Origin of the sequence: Streptomyces sp. NBC_01296, assembly GCF_035984415.1 — a bacterium.
Lineage (GTDB): Bacteria > Actinomycetota > Actinomycetes > Streptomycetales > Streptomycetaceae > Streptomyces.
In genome coordinates this window covers 7,960,415-7,984,591 of the sequence record NZ_CP130720.1, presented here as the reverse complement: position 1 = coordinate 7,984,591, position 24,177 = coordinate 7,960,415, and the positions used below count along the sequence as shown (strand labels likewise).

At 72.6% G+C, this 24,177-nt stretch carries 16 protein-coding genes; 8 read left to right on the top strand and 8 right to left on the bottom strand.

The genetic code is table 11. From position 1 onward, the window contains the following. Positions 1 to 6: 6 nt before the first annotated feature. Positions 7 to 4,776, top strand: a complete 4,770-nt coding sequence (locus OG299_RS36310) for a hypothetical protein (protein ID WP_327363848.1) — start codon at positions 7 to 9, stop codon at positions 4,774 to 4,776. 30 nt (positions 4,777 to 4,806) lie between these two features. Here the strand turns inward: OG299_RS36310 and OG299_RS36305 are convergent, their stop codons facing one another. The 3 genes from OG299_RS36305 to OG299_RS36295 all read right to left on the bottom strand — a co-directional run bounded on the left by OG299_RS36305 (position 4,807) and on the right by OG299_RS36295 (position 8,468). Beyond that, positions 4,807 to 5,463: a maleylpyruvate isomerase N-terminal domain-containing protein gene (locus OG299_RS36305; protein WP_266632631.1), complete on the bottom strand. Its 657-nt coding sequence runs from the start codon at positions 5,461 to 5,463 to the stop codon at positions 4,807 to 4,809. A gap of 56 nt (positions 5,464 to 5,519) precedes the next feature. Further along, positions 5,520 to 7,058, bottom strand: coding sequence for a carboxylesterase/lipase family protein (locus OG299_RS36300; RefSeq protein WP_327363847.1), 1,539 nt, complete (start codon positions 7,056 to 7,058; stop codon positions 5,520 to 5,522). Between the two features lie 81 nt (positions 7,059 to 7,139). Continuing rightward, a complete protein-coding gene (locus OG299_RS36295; protein WP_442817557.1) occupies positions 7,140 to 8,468 on the bottom strand; it encodes a M14 family metallopeptidase in 1,329 nt (442 codons plus the stop codon). Between the two features lie 345 nt (positions 8,469 to 8,813). On the opposite strand from OG299_RS36295, the gene OG299_RS36290 reads away from it, so the two are divergent. From OG299_RS36290 to OG299_RS36280, 3 genes are all read left to right on the top strand, one after another. Beyond that, positions 8,814 to 9,245 (top strand): C40 family peptidase, encoded by a 432-nt coding sequence (locus OG299_RS36290; RefSeq protein WP_389871546.1) that lies wholly within the window; start codon positions 8,814 to 8,816, stop codon positions 9,243 to 9,245. 15 nt (positions 9,246 to 9,260) lie between these two features. Continuing rightward, positions 9,261 to 9,809, top strand: coding sequence for a DinB family protein (locus OG299_RS36285; RefSeq protein WP_327363846.1), 549 nt, complete (start codon positions 9,261 to 9,263; stop codon positions 9,807 to 9,809). A gap of 76 nt (positions 9,810 to 9,885) precedes the next feature. After that, positions 9,886 to 10,893 (top strand): alpha/beta hydrolase, encoded by a 1,008-nt coding sequence (locus OG299_RS36280; RefSeq protein ID WP_327364662.1) that lies wholly within the window; start codon positions 9,886 to 9,888, stop codon positions 10,891 to 10,893. A gap of 39 nt (positions 10,894 to 10,932) precedes the next feature. Here OG299_RS36280 and OG299_RS36275 read toward each other — a convergent pair whose 3' ends face one another. Continuing rightward, on the bottom strand, positions 10,933 to 13,176 hold the full coding sequence (locus OG299_RS36275; protein ID WP_327363845.1) for a trypsin-like serine peptidase: 2,244 nt from the start codon (positions 13,174 to 13,176) through the stop codon (positions 10,933 to 10,935). Positions 13,177 to 13,279: 103 nt separating this feature from the next. On the opposite strand from OG299_RS36275, the gene OG299_RS36270 reads away from it, so the two are divergent. After that, positions 13,280 to 13,609, top strand: a complete 330-nt coding sequence (locus OG299_RS36270; protein ID WP_266632623.1) for a CU044_2847 family protein — start codon at positions 13,280 to 13,282, stop codon at positions 13,607 to 13,609. 9 nt (positions 13,610 to 13,618) lie between these two features. Here the strand turns inward: OG299_RS36270 and OG299_RS36265 are convergent, their stop codons facing one another. Together OG299_RS36265 and OG299_RS36260 are read right to left on the bottom strand one after the other, a co-directional pair. Next, complete coding sequence (locus OG299_RS36265) at positions 13,619 to 14,179, bottom strand: 2'-5' RNA ligase family protein (RefSeq protein WP_327363844.1); 561 nt, start codon at positions 14,177 to 14,179, stop codon at positions 13,619 to 13,621. Then, positions 14,179 to 17,058 (bottom strand): peroxidase family protein, encoded by a 2,880-nt coding sequence (locus OG299_RS36260; RefSeq protein WP_327363843.1) that lies wholly within the window; start codon positions 17,056 to 17,058, stop codon positions 14,179 to 14,181. The genes OG299_RS36265 and OG299_RS36260 overlap by 1 nt, the downstream gene beginning before the upstream one ends. Before the next feature lie 358 nt (positions 17,059 to 17,416). Between OG299_RS36260 and OG299_RS36255 the strand changes: the two genes are divergently transcribed. Together OG299_RS36255 and OG299_RS36250 are read left to right on the top strand one after the other, a co-directional pair. Beyond that, positions 17,417 to 19,123 (top strand): thiamine pyrophosphate-binding protein, encoded by a 1,707-nt coding sequence (locus tag OG299_RS36255; RefSeq protein WP_266632617.1) that lies wholly within the window; start codon positions 17,417 to 17,419, stop codon positions 19,121 to 19,123. A gap of 40 nt (positions 19,124 to 19,163) precedes the next feature. Continuing rightward, positions 19,164 to 20,558 (top strand): hypothetical protein, encoded by a 1,395-nt coding sequence (locus tag OG299_RS36250; protein WP_327363842.1) that lies wholly within the window; start codon positions 19,164 to 19,166, stop codon positions 20,556 to 20,558. A 44-nt stretch (positions 20,559 to 20,602) separates the two neighbouring features. Here OG299_RS36250 and OG299_RS36245 read toward each other — a convergent pair whose 3' ends face one another. Beyond that, positions 20,603 to 21,649, bottom strand: a complete 1,047-nt coding sequence (locus OG299_RS36245; protein ID WP_327363841.1) for a saccharopine dehydrogenase family protein — start codon at positions 21,647 to 21,649, stop codon at positions 20,603 to 20,605. Between the two features lie 128 nt (positions 21,650 to 21,777). Here OG299_RS36245 and OG299_RS36240 point away from each other — a divergent pair, with 128 nt between their 5' ends. Then, complete coding sequence (locus OG299_RS36240) at positions 21,778 to 22,737, top strand: helix-turn-helix domain-containing protein (protein WP_266632611.1); 960 nt, start codon at positions 21,778 to 21,780, stop codon at positions 22,735 to 22,737. Positions 22,738 to 22,747: 10 nt separating this feature from the next. Here OG299_RS36240 and OG299_RS36235 read toward each other — a convergent pair whose 3' ends face one another. Then, on the bottom strand, positions 22,748 to 24,139 hold the full coding sequence (locus tag OG299_RS36235) for an extracellular solute-binding protein (RefSeq protein ID WP_327363840.1): 1,392 nt from the start codon (positions 24,137 to 24,139) through the stop codon (positions 22,748 to 22,750). Positions 24,140 to 24,177: the final 38 nt, after the last annotated feature.

Sequence of the window (24,177 nt, the reverse complement as noted above, 5' to 3'; positions counted from 1 at the left end):
CAAGGCATGATCGTCTCGCTGGAACCCCTGCTTCCCGCCGCCGGCCCGCACGCTTCGACCACGTACGCGGACTGGGTCGCCGCACACGACCCGGACGCGGTCGACGTCGCGCGCGATCTGATGGAAGGCATGCGCACCGAACTCGGCCGGTCCTGGACCAAGCCCGGCCGGTTCGTGGACACGATGGCGGCGCGGGCGCGGCGGCTGCCGCCGGCGCATCTGCCGTGGTTCTGGGACACGGTGGGCCACCGGTTGATCGGCTACGGGAGCCGGCCCGGCGGGCGGGCCTACGGCGCGGCGCGGGCAGCCGAGGCCGAGCACGGGCTCCCGGTGGATCCCGGCTACCGCAGGGCCAATGCACTGCTGTTCGCGGCGGGCGGGGCCATGCCGGCCAAGGAGTTCGGAGCCCATCAGCGGTTCCTCGCCGAGACGTTGGAGCCGGCATCCGCGCACGCGGCGCTCGAGGCGTTCCTGACCGCGTGGGCGGGATCGGCGGCGGACCTGCCGGCGGATCTGGTGCGCCGGGTGCGGGCCTCCGCCAAGGCCGCGGGGCACGGGGACGGGGAGATTGCGCGGATGGCGGGCGCGATCCTGTCGGTCACGCGGAAGAAGTCCGTGCCGGACGCCCTGCTGGATGCCGCGGGCCCGGTCCTGTCCGCCCATCCGCCGGCGGACGCGATCGCGGCGGGGCTGGTCGAGGTCTTCCCGGACGGGACCACCGACGGCGGGGCCTGGCTGCGGATGCTGATCGGCTGCGGTGCGGCCGAGGCCATGGCGGCCGGGCGGGTGGTACCGGAGGGCGGGCTGCACCGCTGGGTGGGGCACTTCGTGCACATGTACCAGTACGCGGCGCAGTCCGGCGGCGGGGTCGCGCGTCAGCCGCTGCCCGTCGAATTCCTCGACCTGGTGGGCCGCTTGGGGCCGAGGCTGCGGTCGGAGGGTATTGCAGTGACGGTGCACACCACCCGGCACCACTACCAGGGCTTCGACGCGGACGTGTTGGACGCCTGTCTGGCGGCCGGGGTGGCGGTCGTGGATCCGGGCCCGGAGATGCGGATGCGCTTCTGGGCCGAGCGGTCCCGGCGGGACCTGTCCGCGCTGGCCGCAGACCCGGTGTTCGGCCCGCGCCTGGAGGGGACCGTACACGCGGACCTGCTGCCCCGGTGGGCGCCGGACCGGCGGCGCCGGGCCGGGTCGGCGGTCACGCTGCTGCCGGGCAACGAGGGCATCGCCCACGAGGTCGCGGGGCGCGTGGGCAAGCTCGTCGACACCGTCGCGGGCGGCGGCATGGCCGGAGCCGAGGAGGCCGTGGCCGAGCTGGAGACGCTGCTGGACCGGCCGACGGCATCGGCGCTCGGCGGGATCTGCGACGCCCTCGCCGCGGCGGGAGCGGCGGGGGCGCTGCGGCGCTCGCTCGCGGCCGGTCTGCCGGAGGAACTGGCCTGGCCGGCCCTGGAGTCGGTGTACGCGGAGTTCGCGGCGGGCGCCGGGCCCGAGGAGGCGGACGGGGTGCTGCCGGGGGTGGCGGGGGTGACCACCACGTGGCCGGTGCTGACGGTGTTCGGGCGGGACCGGGCGGTCGCCGTCGACCCGGACGGGGTGCGGGGATCCTGCCGGTTCACGGTGCCGGACGGCGCGACCATGTACGCGGTCCACTACGTGGGCGGCTCGTTCCTGGTGAGCTGGACGGTCAAGCCGAGCCCGTACTACTGCGACACCGCCGTCTGGGCCGACCGCCCCACGCAGCCGTTCACTCCGGACGAGTTGGGCGGTCTGGTGCCCTTCGGCGGCAGTCTGGACGGGGCGTACGGATTCCAGTTCGAGACCGCCGACGGGGGCGGGCGCCACGGCGGTCGACGGGTGCTGCGTCCGGGTGGCACGGAGGGCATCGACCGGGACGAACTGCAGCTCGGCGACGGTGCGCGGATCTGGACCAACGCCGTGTTCGGGCGCCGGCCGTGGGAGCCGGTGGACCCGGTCACCGGGGAGCCGCAGGGCGCGCTCGCGCTGCCGGACTTCCCGGGCCGCCCCGCGAGCACCGATCCGGCCGCCGAGCCCTCCGAGATCGGCATGACCCTGGCCGCGGAGGCCCTGCAGCTGGCACCGCTGCCCGCCGGTCTGACCGGCTCCCCGCTGGGCAGCCGGGACGGGCTGGTCGGGACCCGGGTGCTGTTCCGTACCCGGCACCGCCATCACGCGCCCGACCACTTCCTGGTGGAGAGCGTGGACGGGCGCACGGCCCGCTTCGACATCGACCGGCAGGGGCAGGAGCCGTGGGCCCTGTGGGCGCCGCCGGAGGGTGCGGTGGAGGACGTGGTCCTCGCCGAGGCGGAGACGCGGACGGGCGTGCGCGCGTACGCCGCCGACGGCAGCCTGCTGTGGGAGCTGGACGGGCACCACTCGCCCCGGCATCCGCGGGTGAAGCCGGTCCGGCGGGCCACCGCCTCGGGCGGTGTGGCCCTGCCGCCCGCGTTCTGGTACCTGCTGCGGACCCGGGACGCCGCCGGTTCCCGGGCACTGCGGGCCGTGGGCCGGGAGACGGCGGGCACACTGCTGGCGGCCGCCGACGCCGGTGCGCAGGTGCTACGGGCGGCCGTGTCCCGGGAGTTGCCGGACGTCACCGACCCGGTGCTGGTCGAGGCGGTGGTGGCAGTGGCCGCCCGGGCCGCCCGGGTGGAGCAGCGCAGGCTCGCCCTGCACCGGCGGGTCACCCTGCTCGCCGAGGCGCCGCCGGCCCTGCCGGGCCGGTCCGTGCCGGACACCGAGCTGCTGCCCGCGCTGTTCGGGCTGGTCTCGGCCGGGGAGCGGGACCCGTCGCGGCGGAACCCGGTCGCGCCTTTGGCCGCGACGCTGACCGCGTTGGCGTCCGACGGCGCCTGCTTGGCGGGGACCGTCGTGGAGGAGGTACGCCGGCTCTCGCCGCCGGCGCCGCCGCACGACTGGTCGCAGCTGATGGGCGCGATCGACGCCGCCGCCTGGCGGGCGGCCGTGGCACCGACCCCGGACGGGGCCCGGTCCGCCCTGCTCGCGCTGCTGGACACCTGGGCCGACCAGCCGTTCGCCCGCGCGGGAACCCGGTGGTGGGTGGGCGTCGCGTCCGCCGAGCTCCTGGACGGGCTGCGCGAGGTCGGGATCGCGGTGGCGTCCTCGGCGGTCCGCGCCGGCGGGTCGGAGTGCTGGTTCGTGGCGGCCGCGGCCGAGGAGCCGGCCGGCGACCCGGTACCGGCGGCGGCGCAGGCGCGCTGCGTCCGCGTGGAGCGGGACGACGCCGCCCGGCTGCGGGCCCTGATCGCGGCGGTCGAGGCGCACGGGCCGGTCCCGGTTCCGGAGTCGGCGGCTGCGCGCTTCGCCGAACTGACGGGCGTACGAAGGGCGGTGGCCCGGCTGGTGGTGTCAGGTCTGGTCGGCCGGCCCGACCGCGACGAGGACCGCGCCTTGGTGCGCAAGGCCCCGTACAAGGCCACGCCGATGACGGCCGAATCCTACGACCGGCTGCGCGCGCGGCTCGGTGGCACGGGCCGGCGGGCCGTCCTGGCGGCGGCCCTGCCCGAGGATCCGGCAGAGCTGTGGCGGCCCGGCGGGGTCGAGGCAGCCGTGGAGCGGATGGCCGGGGCGTGGCGGGAGCGCATCGGGGTGCAGCCGGCCGTGCACGACGAGGCGGCCGACACCCTGGAGGCCGAACTGGAACTCCCCGAGGTGTGGGCCAGGCGGCTGGCCGGCGGGTACGGGGCTGCCGCGGACGCGACCGTGGAGGCGGCCGGCTGGGAGCTGGCGGCGACCCGGTACGGCATCGGAGCGGAGGTCCGGGCCGTGCCGCCGGCCGGGCCCGAGCTGCCCTACCGTACGCCGGTGGGCCTCTCGTGCCGGCAGATCGCGAGCGCGCTGGTGTGGGCGTGGACGGACCGGCCCGTCGGCGATCCGGCGGTGGCCGGCGCGCTGGCCCTGTACGAGCGGCTGCGCGCCGAACTGGATCGTCCGGAGCTGCTCGTGGCGCTGCCCGGTGGGCGGGTCCAGGACACCTCGGCGCGGATTGCGGAGCGGTTCGGGCCCGGGCAGCTGCCGGTGGCGATGGACGGCCGCAAGGAGGAGGGGCCGGTTCCGGTGACCGCGTACGACTCCGGGCCGCTGGTGGTGTGCGCGCCCGGCGGTGCCTCCTTCCTGCGGCCCGCGGCAGTGGCCGATCCGGAGGTGTGGCGGCGGGTCCGCGAGGTCACCGACCTGGCCGAGGAGCTGGACCGGGTGGCGCCGCTGCTGACCGGCGGCGGGCTGGAGCGGATGATGCTCCGGGCCCGATCGGGAGCGGTGGCGGCCGGGGCGTACGAGGCGGATCCGCGACAGTCCTGCCCGGAGCTGGTCGCGCGGGCGGCGCAGCAGCTGGGCGTCGGCCCGGACGCGGCGGCGCTGTACCTCCAGCTGGCGACGCTGGCCGCACCCACCGACCGGAACGTACGGCGGTGGAACGGCTGGTCGGCCAAGCAGCACGGACAGGCCCGGACGGAACTGCTCGGCACGGGCGCGGTGGTGGAGGCCAAGCGGGCGCGGGCGGGCCGGACCCTGTTCCTGCCCGGGGAGTGGACCGAGCTGAAGGCCCCGCACCTGCCCTTGGAGACCGTGAAGCTGGCGGCGCACGCGGTACGGCCGCTGTGGCGCAACCAGATCCACAGCCCGTTCGGGCGGGTCTTGCCGACGGCGCCGCTGCACGAGATGTTCGCGGCGGCCTGGGAGCGGGTCCGCGGCGGGGCGGAAGGCGGTGCCGAAGGGGGCGGTGGCAGCTGAGGCCCGGCGGCGGCCCGCCCCGTGGGCGGGTCAGCCGAGGACGAGCGGCAGTTTCGCGGCCAGCGCGCCGAGTTCGGCCCGCTCCGCTGCGGTCGGGGCCCGGCGGCCGGTGCCGATCAGGAGGGCGTCCTTGTCGCTGAACGACGCGGGGAACGCGGCGCCGGCGATCTCCTCCAGCATGGCGCGGGATCGAGCGGGCCCCTCCGGGGGCGGTTCCGCCGCGTCCGGAAGGTGCGCGATCAGGTCGAGGTGGTGCAGCGTCCATTCGAGGACGTACGCGGTGAGGTAGTCCCCCGCGGTGAGGACCTCACCGCGGGTGCTCACCCGTGCGCCGGGATCGGCGAGTTCCGCGGCGCGCCCGGCGGCGGAGCCGACGTCGTCGAGGTGGAAGGTGAGCAGGCGCGGTTCCCCGTACGCGGCGGCCAGCCGGACGATCAGCGCGTCGAGCGGATCCTCGCCGGTCGGCGGCTGGTCCTGGACGTTCCAGTAGGTCACCGCGTCGACGGTCGGTTCGGCTTCGGCGGGGGTGACGAGGGTGATCAGGACGTCCTGCGCGTCGATGATCAGATGGCACACCAGGTCCCGCACGAGCCAGCCGGTGCAGCCGGACGGCTGCTCGAAGGCCTTGTCCGGCAGCTCGGCGACCGCCGTGCGCAACGCCGTCCAGGAGCGTGAGAAGAGATCCACACCGGCACGGTAGTGCGGGGCCGCAATACCGGACAAGTCCGCACCTTCGACGGGCACTACCGGTCGATCAGCAGCAGCACCGGGAAGGTGTGGTCCTGCCAGATCAGGCGGGAGGGTTCTTCGGGGTAGGCGGTGACGGCCGGTCGGGTGTCGAACAGCCGGGCAAGGCGTCGACCGGTGTCGTACGCGGGCCACCCGGGGTCGCCGTGGGCGGCGAACGCGGTCCAGGCGGCGCGCATCCGGGCGGACAGCGCCTCCGCCTCCGGGGAGGGCGCCTCGCCGATCAGCACGGCCGGCTGGCCGCGGTCCAGGTTGCCGAAGACGAGGGGTACGTCGAGGCCGTGGCAGGCGCCGAACGCGCCGCCCATGCCGGGGGCGGGCCAGGTCAACTCGTAGACGTGCGCTCGGCCGCCGGCGGCCGTCTGGGCCTCGGCCAGGTGGAGCGTCGGCATGCGGAACAGCCAGTCGGAATGGACCAGCTCGTACAGCTCGTCCGGGCCCGCCGCCGGGAAGGCCTCGCGGTAGCGGCGCGCGCCGTCCGGACCCGGGGCGAAGAGACGCAGGGCGCTCGCCGCCTGCTCCTCGGTCACCTGGCCCAGCAGACCGTCGAGGGCGGTGAACAGCCGCTGCTCCTCGCGGGTGTGGCCGACGAGGAGTTCCACATCACGGCCGGCGCCGTCGGTCAGGGCCTGCCACGGAGTGACGGCCAGGACGTCGCCGTCGACGACGGGTGAGAAGGGGATCGACCTGTGCGCGGCCAGGCCCCAGCGATGTGCCCAGCGGTCCATCTTGGCGCTGACCGCGTCACCGGCGGCGGTCAGCCGATGCGGAGCAACACCGGACAGGTCGGCCACCGTGGGCCGCAGCCCCAGCTCGGCGGCGCAGGCGGCGGTGATGTCCGCGGCGAGCTCCGGCGAGAAGAACGTGCTCTGCGCACTCTGCGCAACGGCCCGGCGGAAGAGCCCGGCCGCATGGTCCGTCGCCAGCAGCGCAGCGACCGATCCCGCCCCCGCCGACTGGCCGAAGACCGTGACCCGGTCCGGGTCGCCGCCGAACGCCCGGATGTTGTCGCGCACCCACTCGAGAGCGGCGACCTGGTCGAGGAGCCCCCGGTTGGCGGGAGCCCCCTCGATCTGGGCGAAGCCCTCGATGCCCACGCGGTAGTTGAACGTCACCACGACGACACCGCCGTCCCGCGCGAGCCGGCCGCCGTCGTACTCGGGGAGGCCGGACATGCCGATCACGAAGGCACCGCCGTGGATCCACACCATCACCGGCAGCCCGGCGCCCGGGCCGGGTTCGGGCGACCAGACGTTGACCGTGAGCCAGTCGTCGCCCGCCGTGTCCTGCGCCAGCGCGTCCATGCCGAACACACCGGCCTGCGGGGGCGGCGGACCGTACGAGACCGCCTCCCGTACCCCGCTCCAGCCCTCCGCCGGCCGTGGCGCGGCGAAGCGCAGCGCTCCGACCGGGGGCTCGGCGTACGGAATGCCGCGGAAGACCGCCACGCCCGCTTCCCGGCTGCCGCGCAGCGCACCGGCGACCGCGCGGACTTCGGGCCGGGGCCCGGAGGCCCCGTACGCGGCAGTGCTCATCACCATTCCCCCTCAGGCGGGTCGACGGGGCTCGAGGCGGCCCCGGACCCTGCGCATCATCCGACGTCTCCGGATGCGGTGCTAACCATTTACGAACGCCGCGCACCGCCGCACCGGCTCCCCCGCCGTGAGCCGATACCGGGCCCGGCCGTCGAGGAGCAGGGGCACGAGGGCCCGCAGGGGCTGGCGCAGCGGGACGTACGCACCACCGTCGGCGGCGGCGCGTACGACGCGTACGCCGTGGAGGGCGAGCCGGTCTCCGACCTCGGTGTACTGGGTGGCCGTCAGGTGGTAGCCACAGGGTGGATCGGTCAGGGTCTCGTCCTCGGTCGCCGGGCGGTCGTCGGTGCCGCCCAGCAGGATCGGGCCCTCGTCGCGGTGACCGGCCAGGCGGGCGGAAGCCGTCACCGCCGCCACGGTGCCCGCGCGCTCGGAGAGGTAGGTGAACAGGCCTCGAAGGCCGGTGAGCTGGGAGTTCACCCGTCGCCGGTGGTTTTGGGCCGGGTCGGCCCTTTCCGCGTCGCCGGCCGCGTCGATGCGGCTCTCGATCAGCAGCGTGACGGCGTGTTTGATGCCGGCCGTGTTGCGCAGGATCCGCTCCTGTTCGTCGCCCGCGGTCTGCTTGACGGGGGCGCCGGTGACGGGGTCGGTCCGGATGCCGTACGTGCCGGTGGAGTACCCGGCGGCGTGCGCCGCCTTCCGTACGAAGGCCCCGGACAGCGCGCGGGCCTGCGCGTACACCCCGGGGTCGGTGTTGAGGTTGCGCGGCCAGAGGTCGAAGAGGTCCTTGTCGTAGGTGCGGGGCGTTCCCCGGTACTCGTGCAGGTCGTAGACGACGTCGGGGCGCCGGTCGCGCAGTACGGCGGCGACCGCGCGCGCCTCGGGCGAAGCGAGGGCGATGTGATCGCGGTTGATGTCGGTGCCGTCCGCGTTGACCCGGGTGGCGGCGGCGCGCCCGTCCGGGTTCGCGGTGGGGACGACGAGGACGGTGGTGCGCGCCAGGAGGCGCCGGGTCGCGGGGTCACGGGCGTACGCGAGGTCGCGGACGGTGGTCAGACAGGCCTCGCGGCCCGCCGGTTCGTCGCCGTGCTGGCTGCACACCAGCAGGACGGTGACCGGCGCACGGGCGCTGCCCAGGCTCACGAGCCGCAGCGGGCGGCCGCGCGGGGTGGTGCCGATACGCCGTAGGGCGGCGTGCTCGCCGTGCCGGTCGACGGCGTCCAGGAGGGCCTGCTCCTCGGATTCCGTGGTCCAGCGCGCCCCGTGCGCGGCCTCGAACCCCGTCCGGGGTGTGGCGTCTGCCGCTCGGGCGGGGGCGGCGGTCAGGGGCACGGCGAGTGCGACCGCGGCGAGGCCCGCGGCCGATGCGGCGACAGCGAGCCGTCGGAACGGCACAGGGGGCTCCAGCACGGTCGGAAGGATCACGATGTGATGGCAAACGGCCCTGGTGAGCGATAGGTCACGCCCGTCCGGCGCGAGCCGGCGAACCACTCCTCCGGGCGCTTCTCCGGAACATCATCCATAAGTACAAACTTGGATGATTTTACCCAACCGAGATGATTGAAGTCGTGTCCGGTGGTCGCAACTTCCGGCCCATCGGAGAAAACTGGTCCGCCATCGAGAGCCAATACGCATGTCACCGACGCAGAACCCCAGTCGGGGCTGTTTCAACAAAGTAATGCGGAGGTATCACGATTGAGCTCCACCGGGACGGACAACCGAAAACCTGCAACCGGCCACCTGACGAACCGCCGCATTGCCGCGGTGTTCACGTTCTGCCTCATAATCTCGCTGGCCAGCTTCACCGGTCCCGCAGCCCAGGCCGAGGCGGCCTCGCCGTACGGCGCCAGGGCCGTCGCAATTGCCGCCTCCAAGCGGGGCGCACCGTACGTCTACGGAGCGACGGGGCCGCAGGAATTCGATTGCTCGGGTCTCACGCTCTACGCCTTTAAAAAGGCCGGCCGGAAGCTTCCCCGTACGGCCGACGAACAATATGAACGTACGCGTCACATCCCACGCGTTCAGCGCGTGCCGGGCGATCTCGTCTTCTTCCCCGCGGGCGCGACCATAGGACATGTGGGGATCTACGCCGGTCATGACAAGATCTGGCACGCGCCACGGCCGGGCACGCGCGTCCGGCTCGAGCGCATCTGGAGCGGAAACGTCCGCTACACCCGTGCCACTTGAGCAGGAGGCAGAGCGATGACCGATGCACCCGCGCCCGAGCACTACGCACTCCGATGGAGCGGCGACACCCGCGAGGCTCCACCTGCCGTGGGCGGCGAGCGGGAAACGCTGAGCGCGGTCCTGGACTGGCAACGGGCCACGTTCGCACTCAAGTGCGATGGCCTGTCCCCGGAGCAGTTGTCCGAGAAGGCCGTGCCGACGTCCGCGCTGTCCCTGCACGGCCTGGTCCGGCACCTGGCCGGCGTCGAGCGCTGGTGGTTCCGCATCCAGTTCGCCCACGAGGACGTCCCGCTGCTCTACTACTCCGACGATGACCCCGACCAGGACTTCGACCGCCTGGACGGTGACGTCGGGGAGGCCTTCGGCGTGTGGCGGGCAGAGTGCGAACGATCCCGGCAGATCACCGCCGCCTCAGCCTCACTGGACGAGACGGGGATCCGCAAGAGGACCGGCGAGCCGATCTCACTGCGCAGGATCATGGTCGACATGATCGCGGAGTACGCCCGGCACAACGGCCATGCGGACCTCCTGCGCGAAGGCATCGACGGCGCGACGGGGATGTGACCTGGCAAGCTGTCCCGGTCGGGATGCCGCCGGGCATCCCGACCCCGAGGGAGGTTCTTGCGTGGGTGTCGCTGGAATGCCGCGGGAGCACGGCCCTGTCCCAACGGCTCGGCACGCGCCGCCTCCCTTCGACCCGGAGCTGGGGGCCGCGCTGGCCGCCACGGGTGAGCGGGCGAAGGAGCCGGTCACCCCGGACGGCCTTGCGGCCCGGCAGGAGCGCGATGCCGCGGCCCGGCCCAGGCCGACGGTTCGGGAGCTCCGGGACGGCGGCCGGTTCGAGGTGGAGGAGCTGCGGGCGCCGGGACCTCGCGACGGGAGGGAGGTCCCGCTCGTCAGTGCACGGCCCGCCGGGGTCACGGGGCCGCTGCCGCTCCTGTACTACATGCACGGCGGCGGAATGATCATGGGCAATGCGTGGTCCGTCCTTCCGCGGCTGCTGCGCGAATGGGCCCTGCCGCTGCAGCTCGCGGTCATATCCGTCGAGTACGGACTGGCCCCGCAGGCGCAGTACCTCGAACCCGTGGAGGACTGTCATGCCGGACTCGTCTGGGCGGCCGATCACGCGGCCGGACTGGGCCTCGACCCGGACCGCATCATCGTCGGAGGGAAGAGCGCCGGTGGTGGACTCGCCGCAGCCCTCGCCCTGCTGACCCGCGACCGGGGCGGGCCGGCCCCGATCGGTCAACTGCTGCTGAGCCCGATGCTCGACGACCGCAACAACACGTTTTCCGGCCGGCAGATGGCCGGCCGCGACCCCTGGGACCGGACCTCCAACGCAACCGCGTGGCAAGCGCTGCTGGGCGACCGGTACGGCTCCGCCGACCTTGCGCCCTACGCGGCCCCGGCTCGCGCAACGGATCTGTCCGAGCTGCCCTTCGCCTACATCGACGTCGGGTCGGCCGAGACCTTCCGGGACGAGGCCGTGGCCTATGCCGATGCGATCTGGCAGGCGGGCGGCGAGGCCGAACTCCACGTATGGCCCGGCGCGTTCCACGGCTCCGACACGCTCGCACCGCGGGCTTCCCTCAGCCAGGAGGCCCGCGACGCCCGTACCCGCTGGCTCCGACGGACCATCGGACGCTGACCCTTCCGCACATGGCGCCGCGGCCCGTCGGCCCCCTCCTCACGTACGGCTGATCCCGTGCCCGATCTCCGCGGCGACCTCGGAGTGGGCGAGGTACTCCTCGATGCTGTGCGCCCGGCCGTTCGCGTTCTCCACGGCCACGTCGGTGAGCTTGCCCCAGGTCTCCCCCAGCGGACAGCCCAGGGCGACCGTGTCGGTGGGACACCAGGCGTTGACCCAACGACGCACTCTGGCCGACAGGTTGGGGCCGGGAGGCAGCAGCCGGCTGTACACCGTGTCCAGCCCCAGTGGGCTGCCGGCGCTGACGAGCAGTGAAACGTCCAGCCGCTCCGGGAGCCGGTGGACGAGGTCCATCCCGACGACCGTGCCGAGGCTGTGGGTGACCAGGACGATTTCACCGGAGGGCGGCAGGGGGTCGAGCACGCTGGTCAGGACTGCCTCACGCACGGCCCGGTCGTCCAGGTACGCGTCGACGTCACGGAACTGGGTGGCGATGGCCAGCGCGTCCATGTCGGTCGTGGCGGCCAGCCAGCTCACCGCCCGGCGCAAACGTCCGGCCAGCAGGCTCCCGATGCTTTCGTCGTCCGTGCCGCCGTCCTGCGGCATGCCCGCTTCCGCCGCCGCCTGCAGGAGGAGCTGCTCGTACAGGCCCGTCGTCGACTCGGCGGCGAAGGCCTCCGCTGCCGAGTGGCCGCTCAGCTCCTCGAACGTGCCGGAGGCGGAGACGGCCTCGCGGCCTGCGGCGCTCTCCCTTCGTCCGATGGCCTCGATGATCCGGTCCGCGTAGAAGGGGAACCACACGTCCGCCGGGTCGACGGTGGGCAGACCGGCGCGGGTGAGTCCGTGGTTCAGCCCTGCCGTCCAGCCACGGCGGAGCTCCTCGGGTTCGTGCTCCTGCTGGCTGCGGCCGTGGAGGAAGACGAGATGCCGTCCGCCCGCGGAGGGGGTGCCGCGGGCGGACAGGCCGCTGCGGATCACTGCGGTTCCGCTCGGGCCGGCCGCCTCGCGCGGGGAGCCCGCGCCGGGGAGCGGGGACGGGGCCTCCACCACCGGGGCCGGGATCGGAGCGGCGGCGGGGCCTTGTTGGAGACCGGACTCCGGCCCCATCTCCGCCAGCAGCGCGCTCTGCTCGGGTTCCTGCTGCAGTGCGGCGAGATGCTTGAGGATCGAGCTGACGCGCGCGCCCTCGTTCGCGATGTAGTCGATGGCGTCGTCGGGGTCGCCGGGGCGCGCGATGCCGCCGTTCTTGAGCAGCCTGTTGCCTTGGGCGTCCTCCCTCGCCACACCGCTGTGATGGAGGGCCACGACCTCCCACTGGTCGTTGAAGACCGGCGATCCGGAGTTTCCGCGCTCGGTGTCGGTCGTGTAGTGGAGGAACTCGGGCAGGCGGTCTTGGACCGTGTTGTCCCTGAAGGCGACCTCCTTGAACCGGCCCCCCGGGTGGCCGATGACGTTCACCCGTTCGCCCAGAAGCACCTTGCCCTGCTGGATGCTCAGCCGGTTCCAGCCGAAGACCTCACCCGGCAGGCGCCCGTCGGCTGCCGGGGCGACCGCCACCAGCGCGAAGTCGAGGTGTTTGTCCATGACGAAGAAGGCCGCGGGATCGAGTGCGAAGCGGACGGCCGCGTCGGGCGTGTTGTCGACGGTGTTCTGGACGTTGAACTCGACGAAGCAGCGCTGGCCGAAGGCCTCGTCCAGCAGGACGTGCTGGTTGGTCATCAGCAGTCGGGGCGAGACCATGAAGCCGGTGCCGTGCGGCTGCTCGCGGCCCTCGGTGCGGACGGAGATCCGGGCGACGGTGGCGGCGGCGCGGGCGCCCCGCGGCAGGAAGCTCCACGGCTGGGACTCGTTGGCGATGTTGATGATGCGCTCGTTGGCGTCGGCCTGGGTGAGTGCCGCCGCGCGCACGCCGTCCACCAGCGCCGAGGCCGGGACCCCGCCCCGGTCGATGAGCCTGCCGGCCCGCGCGGCCACGTGCTCGGCCGAGTCCGGGAACCGCGTCCCCTCGGCCTGACGCTCTTCCACGCTACGGCGCGTGCTGCTCGCGTCGCGATAGCGCCGGCTCGCCGCAGCCTGCTGCCGTTCGCGGGCCTCGCGTGCTTCGTCCATTTCCGGCAGCTCGGACATGGGATCCACCGTTCCGTCGTCGAACAGGTCACCTTCCAGGGAGCGGCCGTGGGACGGCCCCCGCAACAAGTGCGGGGCCACTTGAGTCGTCCCGTCGCCGAAGCGGTCCCGCCCCCGCCCCGTCCCGTACGGGGTGCGGGCCGCAGGGCGTCTCATGCGTACGGTCCACCCCGGATGCGGCGCGTGCCGGGACCCGGCCATGCTGGCCGGGACCCCACAGCAGACAGCCCGCAGCCGCGCGGCAGACGGAGGAGGAGTCTTGGCATCTCTGGCTCGGATTCCCTTGGACGGCGGGGGCAGCCTTCTGATCGAGGCCCCGGCCGGCTTGGAGGGACCCGTCAAGGCCGGTCTCCTCAGTGATGCCATTCACGACCTGCCGGGCAGCCTGCAGGCGGCGCTGGAACCGATCACGGAGGCGGCGCGCGCCACCCTGGAGCAGCTGCGCAAGGCCCGCCCCGATGCGATCACCGTCGAGTTCGGCGTCGACCTCGCGGTCCAGGCCGGTGCCGTGATCACCAAGACCGGCGCCAACTGCCACTTGAAGGTGACGGTCCAGTGGCAGGACAAGGGCCCGTCCCCGGCGAAGTGACCGGCGTGCTCACCCGTCGGGCCCGGAGTGCCAGTGGACCGCGCCCGTGCCCAGGGCGATCGTGACGCGGGGCCGCATGGGCCCGTCGGCGCGGCGGGAGAGCAGTACGACCTCCCCGACCCGGGCCGACATGCTGCCCAGCCGGGCGGCGCACTCCGCCGCCAGACGCCGCGGCTCGTGGGTACGGCCCAGTGACAGGTGCGGGGTGAAGGACGGGAAGCGCCCGCCGCAGAGCGGGAACGGCTCCGTCAGGGCCCCCTGGAGCGCCGTCCAGGGGGCGAGGCCGGCCGCGGCCGGGTCCAGCCACACGGTGGCGTAGGCGCGGTGCCGGAACGTACGCACCCCGCTCAGCCGGATCGCGAACGGCTCCGTTCCCGCGACGGCAGCCGCCAGCAGCGGGGCCGCTGCCGGAAAGTCGGCCTCCGGGACGAAGCCGAAGACCAGGTTCACATGGGGCGGCCAGCGCCGGATCTGGGGGTCGTGCACCTCACGGATGCTCTGGATGACGGGCCACAGTCCGGCCGGGGGCAGCCACACCACGGCGGTCCGTGGTGTGGGAGCCACCTCCATCAGTGCGCTGATCGGCCGCGGCCTGCACCGGAGGGGCCGCGCACCGGGGCCGGGCGCCAGGGTGCGAATGCGCTCCCCGTGCGCGGCAGCAGGCCCGCCAGCTCGGGACAGTGCCGCAGGACGATGCTCGTCATGCCGTTGCGTTCGATCCAGTCCATGCCGAGCGGCGTGTAGACCTCGGGCCGGAAGTCGACCGTGAGGAAGCGGTCGCTCTGCAGCCGGCGGCTGGCCATCAGGATGAAGATGCGGAAGGCCGTGTCGCTGAAGCCGAAGCCCTGGGGCGGATTCTCGGCGAACAGCCCGACCATGGTGTCGATCTGGTCCACGTCACGGTAGACCTCCTTCAAGCGGGCGACCGTGTCCGGATCGGAGGAGAGGTCCTCGAAGCGGCGCAGGCGCGGCTTGTGCAGACCGGCCCGGAAGTCGTTGTACCGCGGCACCCCGCGGCGCCGGGTGCGCACCAGGTCGACCACGGACAGGTCGATCACCTCGCCGTCCCGCTCGAACGTCTGGAGGGCGCGGGGGTAGTTGTGCAGGGTGATCGCGCCGGGGTGGGCGATGCCGAGCGAGTACAGCGAGTTGGCCAGGCCGGTCTTGCGGATGAGCGGCTCCGCCGCGGTGCCCTGCAGGTCGTTGAACCCGAGGGTGTCGAGCCGTCGGCCGAGCCGGTGGTCCACGATCTCGAAGTCGTCCGGCAGCAGCGGGTGCATGCGGTAGACGGTGACGAAGTCCTCGGTGAGGGAGTACGGCGCGGCGTGGTGGTCCGGCAGGGTCTTCGGGATGCCGGTCAGCGAGTGGGCCTCGAACAGCCACAGTCCCAGCTGCGTGAGCCAGTTCTTGGGCGGTCCCTGCCAGTTGGTCTTCAGCCCGATGTCGATCGTCTCGGTGGCGAGGATCGCGGGCGTCCACTCGACCGTGTGGATCTTGGCGATGAGGGCGGAGACGACGAGCCGCGCCGTGTGGTAAATGCGGTCCTCGTCCAGCCGCGGGTACTCCTGACGCAGCGCCTCGCACACGGCGTTGTGCTCCCGGGCGAAGAGGGTGTGCATGGCGCTCAGGCCGAGCCACCAGCTCTCCGCGAAGCCGGTGAGGGGGAAGCCGTTCGGGCTGAAGGGCAGGTGCCCGTCCTCGAGGCGCAGCGCGGCGCCGCCGTCCGGCTCGCGCAGGGACGTTCCGGCTTCCTTGGTCCCGCCGTAGACCTCCGAGCCGTCCCACCAGTGCGAGGCCGAGTTGGCGAAAAGGATGGGCGGCGCTTCACCGCCGGCGGCGCCGAGGCTCTCGTTCTCTGCGAAGCGCATCACCGTCTCGGGCCGTCCGCCGGGGGTGTTGCTCCAGGTGACACCGGGCGGGAGCGGCACCTCGACGCTCTTCGTACCGGTCGGGTAGCGCTTGTGGTTGACCCAGTCGTGCACCTGGAACTGGATCCACGCGGCGGCCAGGATGTTCAGCGACCGTGCAGGGATGAACGCGTCGCGCTGCAGCAGCTCCCTGCTGACGGTCAGCGGGTTGGGCGTGTCGAACAGGTCGGGCCGGTAGACGGGTGGGAGGTTGCGGCCGAAGGTCGATCCGACCGACCCCATCTTCGGCGCGGACAGGTCGTTGTACGTGCCGTCGTAGCTCCGCGCGACCCGCATCTGCTCCTCGACGGGTGCCGGCACCGGCTGGGCCTTCGGCGGAGCCTCGTGGATCTCGGTGTCGATGAGGTTGTGCCGGCGCAGCGCCTGCCGCAGCGTCACGAGGTTCAGCAGGCCGAGCCGGGTGGGCAGCCGGTGCCAGGGGACGAACCGGTTGAGGGCCTCGAAAGCGGCATCGAGCGGCACACCCAGCACGGCGTTGCGGTGCGGCTCGGTGGTGAGGAAGCGGTAGCCAAGCCGGTGGGCGCTGCTGGCCTCGTAGGCCACCTTGCGGGCACGGTTGAGGTTGCCCAGGGGCCGGAACTCCTCCGTCGTGTTCCACGGGTTGAAGACGAGCTGGTCGACCCGCACCGCGGCGGCCCGCGCCTGGGCACTGTCGATGTCCTGGCGCGGGATCGTCAGCGTCGCCACCCGGACGACGGGAGCATCCGCCTCGGTCCACTCGGTCGCCCCGTCTTCGATGGGCGTCCGGCGGGCGTCCACGTAGCGCTGGACGTACAGCCCGAAGACGACGTCCGCCTCCTTCAGGCGGTGTGCGAGCTCGTGGTGCAGGTGGTCGGGGTCGGTACGGGAGGGGCCCGTGGCCGGTGACGCGTGCGGCGCGGCGGGGCGCAACTGATAGCGCACGGGCCCCTGATCGCCCCACAGGATGGCCCCGCGGCTCCAGTACGTCTCCAGCGCCAGGCTGTGTACGGTACGGCTCGTTCCGGCGCGTACGTTGCGCCGCATGCGCGCGGCCGTGGCCCAGCCGACCGCGAGGGGCAGGGTGAGGAACAGCGCGGATGCCTTGCGGAGCGTCGTATCGGCGCCTGCCATGGCCTTCGCGAATTCGACGAACTCGCGTGCGTTGCGCGCGTGGGAGACCGGGAAGCTGGTCATGAGGAGGTCGTGGGACTCGTCCGGGCCCACCTCGATGCGCAATGCCGCTCCCCGCAGGTCGGGGGCGTGGTCGGGCATGCGGGCGCCGTTCGCATTGGACAGCCGGACGGTGACCGGGTATTCGGCCGCAGGACTCGCGAAGCCGGTCCGCAGGTCCTGGGGCAGGTCCTCGGCGAACGCCAGCCGGGCGTTCTCCACGCCGAGGACGGCCTTGGCGTGGAACGCCCGCTCGATGCCCGCCGCGCCGCTGCGCTTCCTGGCCTTGAGCTGGACCCGCATGAGCTCACGGGCGAGCCGCTCGAAGACGAGCCGTTCCGCTTCGGGGTCGCCGCCCACGTAGCGCTCGTACTGCCCGATCTCGTGCATCTGTGCCCCTTCGCGAAGGCGCCACCCCTCGTCGTCCGGACGCGATGGTGCCAACGATGACGAGGCGACGTTGAACGGCTGCCCGTGACGGTGGCTGCGGGCATCTTCGTCACACGCAGCAACTTTGACCCACCCGTGGGGCTACGTCGCGCGGAGCAATGCAGACGGGTACATCGGAGGTCGTCGCGACGCGCCTGTCGCGCTGCGTTCCCGCGCAGGAGCCTCTTCACCCGAATGGACCCGTGCGATCAGCCCGACCGGGTCCGTGCGGGGAGACTGATACGCAGGATGACGGCGCAGCACGGCATCGGATCGTCGTCCTCGCCCGGTGCGGCAGGGCACGGATGAGGGAGTGCCGATGAGAGTCTACGAGGCCATCGTCAAGGGGCTGGAAGGCATCGGGGTCCAGGCCGCATTCGGCGGTGCCGGCGAGAACGCCGCCGGCCTGATGCTGGCGCTGAAGCATTCCCGGCAGATCCGGCCGGTCATCACGCGGCACGAGCAGGCCGCGTCCTTCATGGCCTGCGGTTACGCGATGTACACGAACCGGCTGGGCTTCTGTTTCGCGACGGCCGGGCCCGGTGCGTTCAACCTGTTCTCCGGGCTGGCCGTGGCGATGTCCGACTCCTACCCGGTCCTCGCCGTCTCGGGATACGCGTCGATGAAATGGCAGGGGTGGGGTTCGCTCAACGAGACCTCGGGCCTGAACCGCACTCCCGACTCGCGGGCCATGTTCGCGGCCACGACGAAGAAGTCCTTCCTGCTCACGGATGCCGCCGACACGTGCGACGTCCTCGAGGAAGCGGTCAACACCGCGTTCGAGGGGCGACCGGGGCCGGTACACATCGCCGTACCCGAGAACCTCACCGAGCACGGCGTCGAGGTCACGGACTTCCGGCACGTCCGGCTCGACGTCAAGCCGGTCGTGCCCGATCCGGCGCGCGTGGAGGAGATCGCCTCGGTGCTCGCGGACGCCCTCACCGGGCGGAAGCGGATCGTGGCGCTCGTCGGTTTCGGCGCCGTCCGCAGCGGAGCGGGAGCGGAGGTCAAGCGGTTGATCGAGCGGTTCCAGATTCCGCTGCTGACCACGCTGGACGGCAAGGGCATCGTGTCCGAGGGGCACCCGCTCTCGGTGGGGGTCTTCGCCGACAGCGGCCACTCGAGTGCGTGGAAGGCCTTCCGGGAGGCGGACGTCGTGCTGTGCATCGGCAACTCCCTCAACCAGCACGCCACGTTCAACTACCGCGAAGACCTCTTCGAGAACAAGGTGCTCATCCATGTGAACATCTCCGAGGCCGAGTTCCACAAGGCCTACCGACCCGACCACGCACTGCTGTCCGACGCCCGCCTGGGGGTGGCGGCGCTCGTCGAGGCCCTGGAGAGGAAGGTCGGCGAGGTACCGAGGGCCGACGTCGACGGCCGGGACTACGAGGCCCGGCACATCACCCACCTGACGGGGCACATCCACCCCGGAGAGCTCGCCCAGGCGATCGGCCGGATGCTGCCCCCACAAGCGGTGCTGCTCGCCGACGCGGGCGCCCACCTGGCCTGGCTCGGCTACTACGTGGAGCTCGAAGAGGGGCAGCACTTCCGCAAGGCCGGTTCCTTCGGGCCGATGGCCGGCCATGTCAACGGCGCCATCGGCCTGAAGGTCGCACACCCCGAGCGGACGGTCGTCGTCGGCTGTGGCGACGGATGCTACTCGCTGTCCGGGTTCGAGCTGATGACCGCCGTCGAGAACGAGATCCCCGTCATCTGGGTCATCTTCGACGACCGGGAGTTCAAGCTGATCAAGCTCTTCCAGCTCACCACCTACGGGGAGACGGGGCTGGTCGAGTTCCAGAACCCGGACTTCGCCGCCTACGCGCAGGCGTGCGGCGCCGACGGCTACCGCGTCGAGACGCTGGAGGAGTTCGAGAAGGCGTTCCGTACGGCGCTGACCTCCGGTCGGCCCACCGTCATCGACGCCACGATCACGCGGTGGGCCGTCCCGCACTACAGCCCCTCACCCGACGGCGTCATCGCCGGTCTCGTCGAGACCCTCGAAGCACGTCTGCGCGACTGACCGCCGGCCGGCTCGACTGCCCCCGGGAAGGGACAGGAGCATGACAGACCTGAAGAACACAGACCGCCACACCGGGCTCCACGCCCTCATGAACCGCCCGCTGATCACGTCGATCTGGCGCCGCCGCACCCACCGGGTCAGCCGCGGCAGCTCCGTCGAAGCCGGCTCGATGAGCTGGTCCTCCACCGAGGCGCGCGCACCGCTGACGGAGCTCGAGGAAGCGGTCCTCATCTCCCTGACGGGGTGCACCGGCCTGACCATGCCGGACCGCCCCTTCGCCGATCCCCGCAACGGCAAACCGATCATGGCCAAGCCGAACCTCAACATGGCCGGACGGACCGCGGGCAGCCCCGACAACGCCCAGGGCACCCACTTCTTCCTGATCAACGACACCGGCACCTACTTCCTGCGCAAGCTGCCTCCCCCCGCCGACGGCTCGCAGGCGACGTTCGACGCGGAGACCCTGCGCTCACGCGCCGCCGAGGCGAAGGTGCAGCTGCTGGACCACCGCATCGACGTACCGGACGGGAAGCGCGACTTCCCCGCCTACCTCGACTCCAACCGGTTCCTGTCGAACCTGCCGGGCACCACCGTCCTGTTCCCCGTGGTGGACCTGTCGCGGCAGTACATCAACGGGATGATGTACCTGCTCACGCAGCCCGAGGGCGCACGGCCGGCCATCGTCGACGACCGGAACCTCTACCGTTCGGCCGGCGTGGGCAAGTGGGTCAAGTCGGGGTTCCTGAACAAGGACATCAAGCTCCCGCTGGGAGCGATCTGGGCGATGCGCACGCAGATCGAGGCCGACCTGCTGCTGCAGAACATCATGCTCACCGCCGACGCCATGGGGCTCGGGGCCTGGATCCACGCCTCGCTCGCCCCGCCGATCCTGCTGGGCGACCCGAAGTTCCGCCCCACGTACGGTCCGATGCTCGGCTTCGACTGGACCACGCCGCGGTGGCGGCCGGCCGACCTCCTGCGCTGGCAGGTGCCGCTGCCGCGCTACTCCACGCTGCGGGCGACCACCGTCGGGCTGCGGCACAACGGGGAGCACCTGATCAAGGCGATGTGCCCGCCGAACTACGCCACCATGAACGACGCGGTCGACGCGGTCGTGGCGGACAAGTTCGGGCCGCGGGGCATCTACGCCGACGAGGGCTTGTTCGAGCGCATCTACCGGGGCGAGTTCGGCGCCCAGTACCTGCGCGAGGCCAGCAACTACTCAGCCGATGTCATCGCCTGCACGCGCGACATCTGCACGTACATCTACGAGACCCACGGGCGGTTCCCCGCACACTGCGACACGATCCACGTCCCGGGTGTCTGGCTGCAGGCCCACCACGTCGAGACCGCCTACTACGAGCGGTTCTTCCGCGACGGCCTGACCGAGGCCCACCAGCTGCACGATCGGCAATGGCACGACCGAGTTCCTTGATCCAATCCCTTGCGGGCCGCACGGTCGCGGCGGCTGATCAGCCGTCAGTAGGCCTGGCCGAGCTCGTACGAGAGGTGGTGCGGTGCCAGTGAGCGCAGGAACGCGTGCGCGTCGAAGATCTCGCCGGGCGCGACCACCCCGACCGTCCCGGCCTGCCCCGCGAGGATTCGGCTGACCGCCTCCACGACGAGAGGCGCGCTGACGGCATAGATGTCCTGTCCGCGGGCCACCGCGCGGCGCCGGGTGCCGCCCGCGCGGACGACGACGTCGACGAGGAAGGTCTGCGCCGACCGCCCTCGCTCGTCGACCGGCTTCGGAGGCTCGGCGTCCGGGGCCAGCAGGTCCTTGACGGCCTCGATCGTCATGCAGGTCCGGATGTCCGGGGCGGACAGGTGATGGGCGATGGTCACACTGTCCGTGGTGGTGAACTCGCCGACCACGGGCCGGTCCCCGACCGGCGCGGGAAACGTCCACCGGCCCGTGGGCGCCTCGTCGGTCCGCAGCTCCAAGCGGCCCTTCGCGTAGACGAGCCGCCGGCCCTCGCGCCGGCTCCGCGAGACCTGTCCGGAGCCGCGCGTCCCGGCCGTGGGCTGCCAGCTGCTCAGGGCGAACGCGAGGTGCACCTCGTCGGCCGCCGGGGCGTCGCCCAGCGCGGCGGTGGCGAGCAGGTCGCCGAGGCCCCCGTAGAACGCCATCGCGGGAACGACCACGATGCCGGTGTCGCGGGCCCGGTCCGCGAAGTGCGCGAACGTATCGGCGACGGCCTCCACCTCTCCCGCGACGTCCAGGTAGGCGATCCGTGCGCGCAGCGCCGCCTCGATGAGCGGTGCGGCCGTCACGGCGAAGGGACCGGCGCAGTTGATCACGGCTGCCGCGCCGTCCAGTGCACGGTCGAGCGAGGCCGGATCCTCGGCCGAGGCCGGCCGGACGTCGAGTCCGGGAAAGTCGTCGGCCAAGGCCCGGAGCTTGTCCGGGTCGCGGCCGGACAGGACCGGGGTCAGCCCCCGCTCCAGCAGTTCGGACACGACGAAGCGTCCGGTGTGCCCGTAGGCGCCGAACACCGTTACCGCCGCCGCTCGACTCGTTCCCATGAGGTTCCCCCGTCTCGTGCGCTCGCGCTGCTCGTGCTCGTACGCGTTTTGATCACCGGATTCCATCGTGCCGCCCGCGGCCTGCGGCCGGCAGTGGCAGCAACGCCACACCCCGTACACTTTCGGACATGAGCCTTGTCGCGCTGGCCGTCACGCCCGGGGTACCGCACTTCGAACTCGCCGCCGCCTGCGATGTGTTCGGCGTCGACCGGTCGGATCTCGTCGATCCCTGGTACGAGTTCACCGTGTGCGCCCCGGGCACCGTTCCGGTCGGCGACCGCTTCCGGCTCGAGCCCGACGCGGGACTCGACCGGCTCGTGCATGCCGACACCGTGATCGTCCCGGCGTGCGCCGATCTGGACGCGGACCCGCCCGCCGAACTGGTCGCCGCCGTACGCGCGGCACACGAGGCGGGTGCCCGGGTGGCCTCCCTGTGCACGGGCGCGTTCGTCCTGGCGGCGGCGGGGCTGCTGGACGGGCGCCGGGCCACCACGCACTGGCTGCACGCCGCCGCGCTGGCCGCCAAGTACCCCCGGGTGGAGGTGGATCCGGACGTGCTCTACGTGGACGACGGCAGCGTGCTCACCTCGGCCGGCAAGGCCGCCGCGATGGACCTGTGCCTGCACCTGGTCCGCCTCGACCACGGCTCGGCCGTAGCCAACGAGGTCGCGCGCCGCCTCGTCGTCCCTCCCCATCGCGAGGGGGGCCAGGCCCAGTTCGTCGCCACCCCGCTGCCCGAACGGCGCGACCACCCCCTCGGCGCACTGCTGGGGTGGGCGATGGAGCGCCTCGACCAGCCGCTCACCGTGGAGGACCTGGCGCGCCGGGCGAACATGAGCTCACGCCACCTGGCCCGGGTCTTCACGGACGTCACCGGCACCACTCCCCTGCGCTGGCTGCTGACGCAACGCATCCACCGCGCCCAGGGACTCCTCGAAACCACCGACGACACCATCGGCGCGATCGCCACAGCCACGGGCATGGGTACGGACGCCACCCTGCGGCGCCACTTCAACCGCACGGTCGGCGTCCCCCCGGACACCTACCGACGCACCTTCCGCAGCGCCCGTCCGGACCGCGCACGCTGACCGCACGGGGTCACCCCCGGGGCAGGGCCTTTTTCAGCTCTTCGTGCAGTTTTTTGGCGATCTCTGCAACGGAGGGCGGCTTGTCGCCCTGGAGCCGGGCCAGTTGGGCGGTGAACGTCTGGCTGAAGGCGCCGTAGAGCGGGGTGCGCGGCCGCTGGACGGCGTTCTCCAGTGCCGGCAGCAGGGTGCCGCGCGCGTACCTGGGGCGGCCGTACGCATCCCGCGGCATGTGGTCGGTGCGCTCGCTCGTCGGGGCTGCGGTGGCCTGGCCCGGTGGCTTCGCCGCCTTGCAGGTCAGTTTGTCGTCCACGTACGCGGAGGTCCTGGTGGCGGCGAACCCCGCGTCGAGCAGGCAGCGTTCGTTCTCCTTGCCGGTGAGGAACTCGACGAGCTGCGCGGCGGCGCTGCTCCGCTTCGACCCCGTGGCCACGGCCAGGTTCTGGCCGCCCAGCACCGCCCGGCCGGGCAGCGGGGCCACGCCGAGGTTCTGCTCGGGCAGGGACTGGTGGAGCGTGCGGTAGGCGTACGGCCAGTGGCGCAGGAACCCGGTCCGGCCGGCCGCGAAGTCGGTGAGCGTGTCCGCCTCGTCGGACTGGGCGGCGTCGGGCAGGGTATAGGCCGCCTCGGTGCGGTTGCGCAGCTCGTCCAGGCCCGCCTTCAGGTCGTCCACGGAACCGGCGTAGCGGCCCTCCTTGTCGGTGAGGGTGAATCCGTCGGAGCCGGAAGCGGAGGCGAAGGCCTCGATGCCGTTGACGGTGAGCCCTTCGTACGACGCGTCGAGCTGCGAGGTCCAGCCCTTCTCGTACGCCTCGGGCAGCTTCTTGCGCGCCGCGTCGAGGGCGCGGATGAGCTGCTGGACGACGGGCCAGCCGCCGGTGCCCTTGCTCAGGTCGGTCTCCGTGACGCCCGCGCTCTGCAGGTAGTCGAGGCGGTAGAACAGCAGCCCGACGTCACTGTTGAAGGGCACCGCGTAGAGCTTGTCCCCCCAGCGGGCGGTGGCGGCGACGGACTTGATGACGTCGGAGTCGACCAGCTTGTCGGGGAGCTGCTGGACGAGACCCGCTGCGGCGAACTCCGGCACCCAGGTCACGTCGAGGTTGACCACGTCGTACTCGGCGCTGCCGGACTGCAGTGCGCCGAGCAGCTGGCTGCGCTGCTGGTCCGCCGAGCCGGGCAGCTCGACCAGACGGGCCCGGTGGCCGGAGCCCTTGCCCTGCTGCTCCTGGTTCCACTCATCGATCAGCTGCTGGCGGATGCCGCCCTTGCCGGTCACGTCGCGGCCGCTGGCCAGCACGATGTCGCCCGGCTGGTCGGCGGCGGGCGTGGCACCGCTCTGCCCGCCGCCGGGTCCAGCGGCTCCGCCGGCGTCGCACCCTGCGGTGAGCAGCACGGCGAGGAGCACGGCGCAAGCGGCGCGCCCTGCGGGCCCGGGCCCGTGCC